The sequence below is a fragment of the Agrobacterium sp. MCAB5 genome (assembly GCF_052114365.1).
Lineage (GTDB): Bacteria > Pseudomonadota > Alphaproteobacteria > Rhizobiales > Rhizobiaceae > Agrobacterium > Agrobacterium tumefaciens.
Genome location: NZ_JBFREP010000003.1, coordinates 96,327 through 109,132, shown reverse-complemented (window position 1 = coordinate 109,132; position 12,806 = coordinate 96,327). Strand labels below are relative to the sequence as shown.

The following is a 12,806-nucleotide window of genomic DNA, read 5'->3' as shown; positions in this document are numbered from 1 at the left end:
CACACATTTCCCGCTCACGGCAATTCAGAACCATTCTAAAACATATTTTTGATTTCCGCATACCTTGCCAATAAAGCTGACAGCGAACATCAAGTTACGCCTGCGGGAGCCGCTTCCGCAGGGTCAAGAACCATATTGCAAGGGACATATCCGTGGCCATCAACTTCACCTTCCCCGTTCGGCTGCTGGCAGCAGCGGCCTTCAGCCTTGGCGCGATGACCGCAGGCGCTGAGGAAATGACGATCAAGCACGCGCAGGGCGAGACCGTTCTGAAAGCCGCGCCGAAAAAGGTTCTGGTTCTGGATATCCCCTCGCTCGACAATCTCGATGCGATGGGCGTCGAGCCAGCTGGTGTCCTTGGTTCCAACCTGCCGACCTATCTCCAGAAATATGCCGATGGCAAATATCTGAAGGTCGGCACGCTGTTCGAACCCGATTACGAGGCGATCAATGCGGCAGAAGCCGATCTCGTCATCGTCGGCGGCCGTTCGCGGGCGAAATATCCCGATGTTGCGAAGATCACGCCCGCCATCGACATGTCGATCGATTCCAAGGAATTTATCGCGAGCGTCAAAGCCAATATCACCAAGCTCGGCGATATCTTCGGCAAGCAGGAAGAAGCAAAAAAGCTCGACGCCTCCATTGACGAGAAGGTCGCAAAGCTGAAGGCCATCGCGCCGAATTCCGGCACGGCGATGATCCTCGTCACCAATGCCGGCAAGGTCGGTGTTTACGGCCCAAGCTCGCGCACCGGCTGGCTGCACACGGAAATCGGCTTCAAGCCGGTCGCTCCTGATATCGACGACCGCTTCGACCGGGGCGATGTCGTGTCCTTCGAATATCTGGCAGAGGTCAATCCCGAATGGCTGTTCGTGATTGACCGCGATGCCGGCATCGGCCGCGCAACGGACCCAGGCAAGGCCGCCGCCCAGGTGCTGGACAACGAACTGATCCACCAGACCAACGCCTGGAAGAAAAAGCAGATCGTCTATCTCGACCCGCAGGCGGCCTATATCGTCAGCAGCGGTTATACGGCGCTCACCACCCTGCTTGATCAGGTCTACGAGGCCGTATCCGAAAAGAAGTCGTAAAAACTGCCTTCGCGACGTCATCCCCGGGCTTCTCCCGAGGATGACGAAGGAGAGGTTCAGTCCTCCGGGCAATCTGCGATGTCGAAGCGAGCCAGCACCATTTTCGAAAAACCACTGACGTGAAATCCCTGTCCCTCATCCTCGCCCTCCTTCTGGCGCTGACACTCGCCATCGTCAGCCTGTTCGTCGGCGTGAGCAACGTCTCGCTGGCGACGCTTTTTGCGCCGGATACGAGCGCGGATGCACTGCGCGTGCTCCTCGTCAGCCGCATTCCGCGCACGCTGGCGCTCATACTGGCCGGAAGCTCGATGGCGATTGCCGGTCTCATCATGCAGATGCTGGTACGCAACCGCTTCGTGGAGCCTTCGACGGCTGGAACCACCGAATCCGCCGGCCTTGGCCTGCTCACCGTCACCCTGCTTGCCCCGGAAACGCCGATCTTCGGCAAGATGCTGGTGGCGGCCGCTTTCGCGCTGGCCGGAACCGCACTTTTCCTGCGTATTCTACGGCAGGTGCCACTGCGCGATGTGCTGCTGGTGCCGCTGATCGGCATCATGCTGGGCGGCGTCATTTCTGCCGTCACCACTTTCTTCGCCTATCGTTTCGATCTGCTGCAATCGCTCGGCGCGTGGATGACCGGGGATTTTTCCGGCGTGCTGCGTGGCCGCTATGAATTGCTGTGGATCGGCTTCGTTTTCGCCATCGCCGCCTATCTCGCCGCCGACCGTTTCACGGTGGCAGGCATGGGGCGCGACTTCACCACCAATCTCGGACTGAACTATCGCCGGGTGATGGCGCTCGGCCTCACCATCGTCTCGCTGGTCAGTGCCGTCGTCGTCGTCACGGTGGGTATGATCCCCTTTCTCGGCCTGATTGTGCCGAATGTGGTCAGCCTGATGATCGGCGACAATATGCGCCGTTCCGTGCCCTGGGTGGCGACGCTTGGCACGGTCTTCGTTCTTGCCTGCGACATCATCGGCAGAACGGTGCGCGCGCCCTATGAGATACCGATCGGAACCGTGGTCGGCGTCATCGGCAGCGCGCTGTTCCTCTATCTCCTGCTCCGGAAACGCCACCATGCATGAGAGACATCCCGACCGGCGCGCGAAACTCGTGCTGCTGATGCTTCTCGCACTGGCGCTCATCTCCATGGCTGCCTTCATGACGCTCGGTGCAAAGGGCAGTTGGAGCTTCATCCTGCCGTTTCGCGGCATCAAGCTTCTGTCGCTGCTGTTGGTGGCCTATGCCATCGCCGTTTCGACGGTATTGTTCCAGACGGTCACCAACAACCGCATTCTCACCCCTTCGGTGATGGGTTTCGATTCGCTCTATGTGCTGGTGCAGACGGCGCTGATCTTCGTGTTTGGCTCGGCAACCGTGGTGATGATCGATCCGCAGCTGAAGTTTCTTGCCGAAACCTCGCTGCTCGTCACCTTCTCCGCCCTGCTCTACCGCTGGCTTTTCGTCGGCGCGGAACGCAGCCTGCATCTTCTGGTGCTGGTCGGCATCGTCTTCGGCGTGTTCTTTCGCAGCCTCTCGGGCTTCATGCAGCGCGTACTGGACCCCAATGAATATGCGGTGCTGCAGGATGTGCTGTTCGCCAGCTTCAATTCCATCGATCCCACCCTTCTTGCGGTATCAGCCATCATCGTCGGCGTGGTGACGATTATCGGGTTGCGGCTCCTGCACACGCTCGACGTCCTTTCGCTCGGCCGCGCAACGGCCATCAGCCTTGGCGTGGACTACAAGCGAACGGTGACGATCATCCTCGTGCTGGTCTCCGTTCTCGTTGCCGTTTCCACCGCACTCGTCGGCCCCGTCATGTTCTTCGGGCTGCTGGTTGCGGCGCTGGCCCATTATCTCACAGGTAACGGCAAACATGCCTATGTGCTGCCGGCTGCAATCCTCATCGCCATCATCTGCTTGGTCGGCGGTCAGGTGGTGCTGGAGCGGATCTTCGCCTTCAACACGGCGCTTTCCATCATCATCGAATTTCTGGGCGGCATCGTCTTTATCGGTCTTATTCTCAAGCGGGGTGCGCGATGATCATCGCCAGTCAGATCAGCAAATCCTATGGCGACACGGTTGTTGTCGATGGCGTCTCCGTCGCCATTCCGGCAGGCGGCGTCACCTCCATCATCGGGCCGAACGGGGCGGGAAAATCCACGCTGCTCTCCATCGTGGCACGGCTGATGTCCATGGATGCGGGAACCGTGACGGTGGACGGGCTGGATGTGACCAAAACCCCTTCCGACACGCTGGCAAAACGGCTCTCGATCCTCAGGCAAGACAACCACATCTCGTCACGCCTGACGGTGCGCGATCTCGTCGGTTTTGGACGTTATCCCTATTCCAAGGGCCGTCCCACCATCGAGGACAAGGTCCATATCGACCGGGCGCTGGAATATCTCCATCTCGAAAACCTTTCCGGCCGCTTTCTCGACGAGCTTTCCGGCGGCCAGCGTCAGCGCGCCTTCGTGGCCATGGTTCTGTGTCAGGACACGGACTATGTGCTCCTGGACGAGCCGCTCAATAATCTCGACATGAAACACGCCTCAAGCATGATGAAGATCATGCGTCGCGCCGCCGACGAGCTGAAGAAGACCGTGGTTCTGGTGCTGCACGACATCAACTTCGCCTCCTGGTACTCCGACACCATCATCGCCATGCGTGATGGCCGAATCTGCCGCCAGGGACCGGCGGAACAGATTATCCGTCCGGAGGTTCTGCGGGAAATCTACGACATGACCATCAGTGTCAACGACATAGACGGTCGACGCATCTGTCTGTTTTATGAGTGAGATACGACGATTGCAGAGGTTTTTTGCCATTGCCGTCCGAGCGACGGAACAGGGCAACCGGCCAGGGCGTTAATCGGCGGAGATTTTGCCAAACGGCATTCCGTCCGCAACGTCAGGAGACATCGATGAAGACGCACAAGACGAAGAACGACCTGCCTTCCAACGCCAAATCAACGGTGATGGGTATTCTGAACGAATCGCTCGCTTCGGTGATCGACCTTGCACTGGTGACCAAGCAGGCGCACTGGAACCTGAAAGGTCCGCAATTCATCGCCGTGCACGAACTTCTCGACACCTTCCGCGCCCAGCTCGACAATCACGGCGATACCATTGCCGAACGTGTGGTGCAGCTTGGTGGCACGGCCCTCGGTAGCCTGCAATCCGTCTCTTCGACGACCAAGCTCAAGGCCTATCCGACCGATATCTACAAGATCCACGATCATTTGGACGAACTGATCGCCCGTTATGGCGACGTGGCCAACATGATCCGCAAGGCTATCGATGATTCCGACGAGGCCGGCGACCCGACGACAGCGGATATCTTCACCGCTGCCTCGCGCGATCTCGACAAGGCGCTGTGGTTCCTCGAAGCGCACGTTCAGGAAAAGAGCTGAGCCGTAACGCGGCTACTGCGACTAAACACACGAAAGCGCCCGAGATGCCCGGGCGCTTTTTTTATGAAATGGCGCAATCAGTGCCGACGTAAAACCGCAAGACCGATGTCGCGCAACATCTCATGATCGAGAATGCCGCGCTGGGCGCTACGGATCAAAACCGCCGCGCACTCGTTGGCGACGTGGCTACAGCGATCTTGAAGGCACTCGAAACATACGCCGTCGAAAATATTCTGCAGATCGGTGATCTGCTGGGGCGACAATTGTGCGCCGACTCTTTCAAAAGCTGCATACGACAAGGCTCATCCTCCCGATGATGACATGCCAAGTATCGTTTCTTTTTTTGTGGACATGAAATTTGTACACCCGAACGAATCACTTGTCGAATCAGATTTTAACCAAATGTAAACAGGTTATTTTTTGGCCATCCGGCCGGTTGTGTGCTTTTACAACCCAAATAAAGGCCAGCCGAAACAATACCTTCGCCCGCCAACACACTTTTTTACGACGCATCGGCCCGGCCGTTTTGAATAAACCCACAGGCCAGACGGATTTCCACCGAAACCGCAAAAGAAACTGTTGCATTCCAAAAACGATTGAGCGATATAGCACCCGTCGCCACGCTTTGGCGGCCCGCGGTCCAGCGAACTACCCCGGACCAGCGGTTTTTGAGCGGGTGTAGCTCAGGGGTAGAGCACAACCTTGCCAAGGTTGGGGTCGAGGGTTCAAATCCCTTCGCCCGCTCCAGTTTTCCCTGGAAAACGTCGGGAATGTCAAAGCGCTTACAGGCACCGCCTGATTTTGCCGTCGGTCCCAGATAGCTCCTCTTCAACCGAAGCCTACCCGCATGTTCTGGGCCGATCTGACGCCCAACCATAGTCCCGTGCCCTAGACACCGAACTTATTCGCTTCGGGAAGGCGTTCGCGGACGCGCAAGACATGACAACCGATTTGAGATGCCCATTAGAATTATTCAGTATTAAATACTATTCTTATTTACTATAATAGTACAGTATCTTATTATAGATACGTAATTACTAATAATACATAATTATTTCTTAAATTTGTAAGTATAATCATCACCGGAAAAGCGCATGATGCCGAAATATGACCCATGAAGGGCTCGATTTTCTTGTGGGAGCCATAACGATGAGAAATATTCCCGTTGTCGGAAAGTTTTTGACGGTATTTGCGCTATTCGGCGTATGTGCAATCCTGATTGCGGCCTACTCCGCCATACAGATCAAATCGATCGATGGAAGTTATAGTGACCTTATTGCGCGTGACAGCGCAGCGGCCTTGAATTTGGCACTCGCGAACCAAGAACTGCTGAACGGGCGTGCGGCTTTGGCCGATATGATGATCGCCTTTACGGAACAGGGTAATGCCGCTGCCGAAGCTGAGGTGAAGGCCACACGCGACAAGTTCATGGTATCGATGGATGGAGCCATCGCCAATATCCCCGAAGACAACCGCCTGCGCGTACTCAAGGACGACGTGACGACGCTCTATAACGTGACGTGCAAGAACGCCTGGCACCTGGGCCGAACCGCATCAACCGTGGATGAGGCACTTGCGTCGCAAAAAGCGTTTGGCACCGAGTGCCAGCCAGTCTTTGCCAAGATCGGCGCGAAACTTACACAGATAGCCACTGATATTTCGAACCGTAGCGCCCAGCAGAGCGATGATCTGAGCGACATAAGCCAACGGACTGCACTGATTACCGTCGCGGCGGTCGTCCTCGGCTTCATCACCGTCGTCGTCATCGGATATTTCGCGATCAGCAGCTGGCTTGTCACGCCGATCCGCGGTCTTGTCGGCACGATGCAAACGCTTGCGGAGGGTAACCTGTCCGTCAATGTCGAGGGAACGGACCGGCGCGACGAGGTCGGCACGATGGCAAAGGCCGTTGAGGTCTTCAAGGATAACGAATTGAAGGCCCGCCGGCTGGAAGCGGATGCGGCGCAGGTGCGTAACCAGTCCGAGGCAGAGCGTCAAAGAACCGCCGAAATTGATCGCAGGCGCGCCGCCGAAATGGCGGAAGCGACCAGCGGCCTTGCCGAAGGTCTGAAGCATATGGCCAATGGCGACCTGTCCTACCAGCTGAAAACGCCTTTCTCCGCAGAATTCGAAAGCCTGCGTGCGGACTTCAATATCGCCGTAAACCAGCTTAACAAAACACTGCTGTCCGTTGCCGATGTAACGGCCACGATCGACAACGGCTCTCGCGAGTTGAGTTCGAGTGCGAGCGACCTGTCGCAACGCACGGAAACCCAAGCCGCATCGCTGGAAGAAACAGCCGCAGCGCTCGACCAGATAACCAGCAACGTCAGCAATTCGACCAGACGGACTGAGGAGGCGCGGATCGTGGCGGTCGAGGCCAACAGATCCGCGCAGACATCCGGTCAGGTCGTGGCAACTGCGGTCGATGCCATGAAGCGCATAGAAAGCTCTTCAAGCCAGATTTCCAACATCATAGGCGTCATCGACGAGATTGCCTTCCAGACCAATCTTCTGGCACTCAACGCCGGCGTCGAGGCGGCCCGTGCGGGCGAGGCAGGCAAGGGCTTTGCGGTTGTGGCACAGGAAGTGCGTGAACTGGCCCAGCGCTCGGCGCAAGCGGCCAAGGAAATCAAGGAGCTTATCCGCAACTCCGCCGACGAAGTGCAGAACGGCGTGAAACTCGTGACCGCAACCGGCGACGCCCTGAAGATCATTGAGAGTCACGTCATCGCCATCAATACACAACTCGACGCCATCGCGACATCCGCAAGGGAACAGTCGGTCGGGTTGGCCGAGGTCAACAGCGCGGTGAACCAGATGGACCAGGTCACGCAGCACAATGCCGCGATGGTCGAAAGGGCAACGGCCTCCAGCGCATCGCTTGCCGGTGATGCCGAAAAACTCCGCCAGATCGTCGGCCAGTTCAAGCTGGATGGCGCAATGGCCAGCACCAGCACGGCTAGAACCGCATATAAGCCTTCAGCGCCGGTGCGCGTTGCGGACAACGCACAGCCGAGACCATCCCCGGCGCGTCGCATGATCGGCCAGGTGGCCGCAGCGCTCGGCGTATCCACGGCCTCGAAAGATCAGACATGGGGCGAATTCTGATCCACTCTCTCAGACGACACCCGGATAGCTTATCCGGGTGTCTTAAGGTTATCTATATCAGTGAAAACCGCTCCTCCGTCATGCCGGGCTAGACCCCGGTGACGGCACCAGGAGGAATTCCACCCACACCCGTTGGCAACTGTCAGGCAGCCGCGTCCCATACCGGCGCAAGCCCGTCCGGCGAGACGATACGGCCATCCGGTCGAGCAAGAGCACGGATCGCATCCGTCTCAGCGACCGACAGCGTGAAATCGAAGATCGCAAGGTTTTCATCAACACGGGCTTCGCTCACCGTCTTCGAAAGCGCAATAACACCCTGCTGCTGCACGAGCCAGCGCAGCACCACCTGCGCCACCGACTTGCCCCGGCTTGCGGCGATGTCCTTTAGAACCGGATCGGCAAAAACCTTGCCGTCGGCCATACCGTAATAACCCGTCACCGACATGCCGGCAGCCTTGGCCGCCGCGATCACCATATCCTGATCGATATAGGGATGGTATTCGATCTGATTGGTGACGATCGGTGCCTTTGACAAACTGACCGCCTCAGCCATCAGCGCCGTATTGAAGTTGGACACGCCGATATGGCGAACCTTGCCGGCGTCGCGAACCGCGTTCAGCGCGCCGATCTGCTCGGCCAGCGTTACTGCTTCGTTCGGCCAGTGCAGAAGCAGGAGATCGACATAATCGGTCTTCAGTTTTTTCAGGCTCTCATCGACGGAGGCAAGAAAGGCATCGTGCCTGTAGTTCTCCACCCAGACCTTGGTGGTCAGGAAGATATCGCTGCGTGCCACGCCGGAACCGGCAATGGCTTCGCCGACTTCGGCCTCATTACCGTAAATCTGTGCGGTATCGATATGGCGAAAGCCGACCTTCAGGGCATGCGGAACGATCCGAAGAACATCGGGGCCGGGAATACGGAAGGTACCGAAGCCAAGCACCGGGATCGATGCGCCGTTGGCGGTGACATCAAACATATATTTTCTCCTTTTAGGGTACGCCCGGCCAGCCCTTAGGCAGTGGCCGGGATTTATATGAAAAACTCAGGCAGTCTTCAGCGAGAGCGAGGCGCGACGGTCGAGTGCACTGCTCCAGAGGGTCAGAATGAGGGCAATAGCGACAAGGATGGCGCCGACCCATGGGGTTGCGGCAAGGCCCATCGGCGATTCCACCACGAGACCGCCAAGCCACGCACCAATCGCGATGCCGAGATTGAAGGCGGCGATATTGAGCGCCGAGGCGACATCGACAGCGCCGGGGCGGTGTTCCTTGGCCAGCTGCACCACATAAAGCTGCAGGCCGGGAACGTTGGCGAAGGACAGGAAGCCGAGCGCCACCAGCGTGATCAGGGTCAGAACCGGCGAAACGGCGGTGAAGGAAAAGACCAGCAGCACGATGGCTTGTGCCAGAAAGAGGCCGATCAACGCCTTGACCGGATTGTGGTTGGCGATTTTGCCGCCACCGATGTTACCGGCGGCAATGGCGATGCCGTAGAGCACAAGGATCAGGCCGACGCTCTTTTCGGAGAAGCCTGTGACATCCTGAAGGATCGGCGCCAGAAAGGTGAAGGCGACGAAGGTGCCACCGTAACCAAGGGCGGTCATGGCGAAAACGATGATCAGCCGGCCGGAACCCAGCACCCGCACCTGATCGAGAAGGCTGGCGGGCGGCGCTTTCTTCAGCGTTCCCGGCAACAGGGCCGCGATACCGGCAAAGGCGATGACACCAAGACCTGCAACCGCCCAGAAGGTGGCGCGCCAGCCGAAAATCTGCCCGATATAGGAACCGATCGGCACGCCGGTGACGATGGCGACGGTCAGACCCATGAACATCATGGCAATCGCCGAGCCACGGCGGTTTTCCGGCACGAGATCGGCGGCGATGGTGGCGCCAACGGAGAAGAACACGCCATGGGCGAAGGCGGAAAGCACCCGCGCGACCAGAAGCGTCTCATAGCTTGGCGACACGGCGGCTGCGACATTACCGACGACGAACAGCGCCATCAGACCCAGCAGCAGCGGCTTTCTTTCGATCTTGCCGGTCAGCGCAGTCAGGATCGGCGCACCGAAAGTGACACCCAGCGCGTAAACGCTAACGATAAGGCCGGCAAGCGGCAGGGTAATGTGGAGATCTGCGGCGACCGTCGGCAAAAGACCGACGATGACAAACTCCGTGGTTCCGATCGCGTAAGCCGCGATCGTCAAGGCAAATATGGCCAATGGCATGACGAGTACCTCTTCGCCCGGAGCGGGATCGCGGGCGTTATGGACAGCGGGTACTGTCCGGTTGGATCAACTGTATGATTGCAATATGGGCGAAGGGGACTTGCATGATAATCAGCAAGATTGGATAAAGGCCTTTGAATTAATTTCACAAGTGGTGCAGCGATGGACAACAGGGCCGGAGAAATGGAAGTCTTCGTCGCGGCAGCCGAGCTGGGGAGTTTTTCCGCAGCCGGGCGCAGGCTTAAGCTTTCACCCTCGGCAGTAAGCAAACTTGTCACCCGCATTGAAGATCGCCTCGGCACCCGCCTTCTCGCTCGCTCCACCCGCGTGGTGACGCTGACGCCGGAGGGGGAAATCTATCTTTCCCGGGCAAGGCGCATTCTGGCCGACATCGCCGATACGGAGCAGATCGTAGCAGGCGGCGGCAAGGTGGTGCCGCGGGGGCTATTGCGTGTCAACGCCACGCTGGGCTTCGGCGAAAGGTATCTTCTGCCGCTCGCACCGGAGTTTTTATCTCTTTATCCGGAAATCGAACTGGATATCTCGCTGACCGACGGCGTCATCAGCCTGATCGAGGAGCGCACCGACATAGCGGTACGATCCGGCGGGATGGCGGATTCGTCCCTCAAGGCAAGAAAGCTGAAAGAGGTCCGCCGGATCATCGTCGCCTCCCCTGCCTATATCGAAATACATGGCTTGCCGGAAAAGCCGCAGGATCTGGCCCGACATAATTGCATCAGCTTCAATTTCAGTCGCAGCCTCAACGAATGGCCTTTCCGTGATCCCGGCACGACAGAAGTCTACCGCCTTCCCGTGACCGGCAACGCCTCGGTCAACAGCGGCATGGCAATGCGTCGGCTGTGCCTGACGGGCCTTGGGCTGGGAAGGGTCGGAGAGTTTCATGTCGAGCCGGATATCGAGGCCGGTCTGCTCGTGCCGGTGCTGGAGGATTACAATCCGGGCGACATGGAGGTGATCCACGCCGTTTATGCCGGACATGATCACCTGGCCGCCCGCGTACGCGCCTTTATCGATTTTGTCGCGGCAAAGGTCGGGCGGTGACTAGCTGCCTCAGACGAGGCTGTGAACCATCTTCGCCAGCCAGTCCACGAAAACACGGACCTTGTTAGTGACGTGCCTCGTCTGTGGGTAGACCACATAGATCGGCATCGGTTCGCGCCGCCATTCCGGCAGAACCGGCACAAGCTCGCCACGCGCAAGCGCATCCTTGACCATGAAAACGGGCAGCTGCACCATGCCCATGCCCGCCAGCGCGGCGTTGAGATAGGTGCGGCTGTCATTCACCGACACGACATAGTTGGGCGTAATCTCGACGCTGCGAAGCCCGTTGTCGAATGAGATCGGCATGATCTGGCCCGTGGTGGCATTGAAATATCCCACGGAATGATGTCCGTTTTCGAGATCTTCCGGCTGTTGCGGCATGCCGAAACTCTCGATGTACAGGGGAGAGGCGAAGGTTTCGAATTTCAACTCGCCGACCTTACGCGCTATAAGGGATTGATCCCGCAACGTGCCGACCCGCAGCGCGCAATCGACATTCTCCGCGATATAATCGACCAAACGGTCGCCGACGCCGAGATCGAGCCGGATTTGCGGATAGCGCTGGTAAAATTCGCAAAGATGTGGAATAACCACGAGGTCCGCGAAGACACCGGCCATTTCCACCCGCAACCGGCCAGACGGCTGCACCTGCGCGCTGGACATGCTACCATCAAGCTCTTCGATTTCCGACAGAATCTGCGAGGCCCGCTCATAATAGAGAGCGCCGTCCGTCGTCAGCATCACCCGCCGCGTTGTGCGGTTGAGAAGCGTGGTATGTAAATGCGCCTCCAGCGCCTGGACCATGTTGGTGACGGTGGTTTTGGGCATGTTCAGCGCGGTCGCGGCGCGGCTGAAATTGCCGGTTTCGACGACGCGAGTGAATACCCGCATGGCGGAAAGCTGATCCATGTCGCTATTATCCGTTTTTTTGGAATAGTGTTTTCATTTTGACGTACTTGATCGTTTTCTCCCGAACAATAATATGAATTTCAGATTTTGCAAATATGGTGAGCTGCTGATGGCGGCGCACGGGACCGGATCAGATGAAAGCGCACTGGGAAAATATAGAAGGCTGTGGGGGCTCGGCGTCCCAGCTTTCCGTGCGCCGATATGAAAGTGCCGGCCTGTGCACCAACCCGCCTGTGGTCCTTTATTTGCGCGGCGGCTCGTTTCTTGAAAAGGGCGGCAATTGCCCGGAGCTTCCGGTGGCACGCGCGCTCGCCGAAAGCGGCGCGATCGTCGTCGAGGCCGACTATAGCAAGTCGTCCGGCAACGAGTTTCCGATGGTGATCGATTGTGCCTTCGAAGCGCTGGATCACCTGAGCCGGGACCGCAAGCATTATGGCGGCGCGAAATCGCTGCTGTTTGTGGCCGGCGAAGAGGCTGGTGGCAATGTGGCGGCTGGGCTTGCGCTGAAGGCGCGAGACCGCATGCCGGGCAAGCTTGCCGGTCAAATACTTCTGTCGCCCATGATCGACCCGATGATGACGACGGAATCCTTCCGCGATGCGGACAGGATCGGCATGCGCCAGCGCTGGGCGGATGGTTGGAGCCATTACCTTGCCAAGGCCTGCGGGTTTTTTCACCCCTATGCCGCGCCCTGCCAGTGTACGCGGCTGAACCGGGTGGCGCCGGCGCTGATCTTTACCGCCGAGGACGACCCTCTGCGCGACGAAACGGTCGGTTATGCCGACAGGCTCATCGCCTCCGGTGTCAGCGTCCGGCAGCATGTTTTCCCCGCCGGTATTGGCTGGACGGGGCTTTATCAAGGAAAGGGCGGCGGATGGGTCCCATCCGTCTGTTCGGAGTTCAAGACCTTCGTTGACCAGATAAAACAATGAAATCGCATTTTGAGCATGTCCAGTAAAAGTGCGTAGCGGTTTTACGCCCGGACCATGCGACA

The 12,806-nt window shown here is 58.2% G+C and carries 12 protein-coding genes and 1 tRNA gene; 9 read left to right on the top strand and 4 right to left on the bottom strand.

Annotated features, from left to right (window positions below):
- Positions 1 to 152 precede the first annotated feature (152 nt).
- From AB4Z23_RS08220 to dps, 5 genes are all read left to right on the top strand, one after another.
- Entirely contained in the window at positions 153 to 1,091 is a 939-nt protein-coding gene (locus AB4Z23_RS08220) for a siderophore ABC transporter substrate-binding protein (RefSeq protein WP_013636756.1), read from the top strand.
- A 119-nt stretch (positions 1,092 to 1,210) separates the two neighbouring features.
- On the top strand, positions 1,211 to 2,176 hold the full coding sequence (locus tag AB4Z23_RS08215) for an ABC transporter permease (protein WP_421477398.1): 966 nt from the start codon (positions 1,211 to 1,213) through the stop codon (positions 2,174 to 2,176).
- Positions 2,169 to 3,137 (top strand): iron chelate uptake ABC transporter family permease subunit, encoded by a 969-nt coding sequence (locus tag AB4Z23_RS08210; RefSeq protein WP_112154321.1) that lies wholly within the window; start codon positions 2,169 to 2,171, stop codon positions 3,135 to 3,137. Before AB4Z23_RS08215 ends, AB4Z23_RS08210 begins: the two co-directional genes overlap by 8 nt.
- Positions 3,134 to 3,892 carry an iron ABC transporter ATP-binding protein gene (locus AB4Z23_RS08205; RefSeq protein ID WP_003514045.1) on the top strand — a complete coding sequence of 253 codons (759 nt, stop codon included), beginning with the start codon at positions 3,134 to 3,136 and terminating at the stop codon, positions 3,890 to 3,892. Before AB4Z23_RS08210 ends, AB4Z23_RS08205 begins: the two co-directional genes overlap by 4 nt.
- 125 nt (positions 3,893 to 4,017) lie before the next feature.
- Positions 4,018 to 4,506 carry a DNA starvation/stationary phase protection protein Dps gene (gene dps / locus AB4Z23_RS08200; protein WP_003514046.1) on the top strand — a complete coding sequence of 163 codons (489 nt, stop codon included), beginning with the start codon at positions 4,018 to 4,020 and terminating at the stop codon, positions 4,504 to 4,506.
- Between the two features lie 77 nt (positions 4,507 to 4,583).
- Here the strand turns inward: dps and AB4Z23_RS08195 are convergent, their stop codons facing one another.
- Entirely contained in the window at positions 4,584 to 4,805 is a 222-nt protein-coding gene (locus AB4Z23_RS08195) for a hypothetical protein (protein WP_013636760.1), read from the bottom strand.
- 373 nt (positions 4,806 to 5,178) lie between these two features.
- On the opposite strand from AB4Z23_RS08195, the gene AB4Z23_RS08190 reads away from it, so the two are divergent.
- Both AB4Z23_RS08190 and AB4Z23_RS08185 read left to right on the top strand, forming a co-directional pair.
- Positions 5,179 to 5,253: transfer RNA gene (locus AB4Z23_RS08190), tRNA-Gly, on the top strand.
- 402 nt (positions 5,254 to 5,655) lie between these two features.
- Complete coding sequence (locus AB4Z23_RS08185) at positions 5,656 to 7,617, top strand: methyl-accepting chemotaxis protein (protein ID WP_421477401.1); 1,962 nt, start codon at positions 5,656 to 5,658, stop codon at positions 7,615 to 7,617.
- Positions 7,618 to 7,759: 142 nt separating this feature from the next.
- Here the strand turns inward: AB4Z23_RS08185 and AB4Z23_RS08180 are convergent, their stop codons facing one another.
- Both AB4Z23_RS08180 and AB4Z23_RS08175 read right to left on the bottom strand, forming a co-directional pair.
- On the bottom strand, positions 7,760 to 8,593 hold the full coding sequence (locus tag AB4Z23_RS08180) for an aldo/keto reductase (RefSeq protein WP_421477403.1): 834 nt from the start codon (positions 8,591 to 8,593) through the stop codon (positions 7,760 to 7,762).
- A 66-nt stretch (positions 8,594 to 8,659) separates the two neighbouring features.
- The gene (locus AB4Z23_RS08175; protein ID WP_441360051.1) at positions 8,660 to 9,841 is read right to left on the bottom strand and encodes an MFS transporter; all 1,182 of its coding nucleotides are present in this window, start codon (positions 9,839 to 9,841) and stop codon (positions 8,660 to 8,662) included.
- Positions 9,842 to 10,003: 162 nt separating this feature from the next.
- Between AB4Z23_RS08175 and AB4Z23_RS08170 the strand changes: the two genes are divergently transcribed.
- Positions 10,004 to 10,903: a LysR family transcriptional regulator gene (locus AB4Z23_RS08170; RefSeq protein WP_421477405.1), complete on the top strand. Its 900-nt coding sequence runs from the start codon at positions 10,004 to 10,006 to the stop codon at positions 10,901 to 10,903.
- Positions 10,904 to 10,912: 9 nt separating this feature from the next.
- On the opposite strand, the gene AB4Z23_RS08165 is transcribed toward AB4Z23_RS08170, so the two are convergent.
- Positions 10,913 to 11,812 (bottom strand): LysR family transcriptional regulator, encoded by a 900-nt coding sequence (locus AB4Z23_RS08165; protein ID WP_003514057.1) that lies wholly within the window; start codon positions 11,810 to 11,812, stop codon positions 10,913 to 10,915.
- Between the two features lie 134 nt (positions 11,813 to 11,946).
- On the opposite strand from AB4Z23_RS08165, the gene AB4Z23_RS08160 reads away from it, so the two are divergent.
- Positions 11,947 to 12,744 (top strand): alpha/beta hydrolase fold domain-containing protein, encoded by a 798-nt coding sequence (locus tag AB4Z23_RS08160; RefSeq protein ID WP_003514059.1) that lies wholly within the window; start codon positions 11,947 to 11,949, stop codon positions 12,742 to 12,744.
- The last annotated feature ends 62 nt before the right edge of the window (positions 12,745 to 12,806 follow it).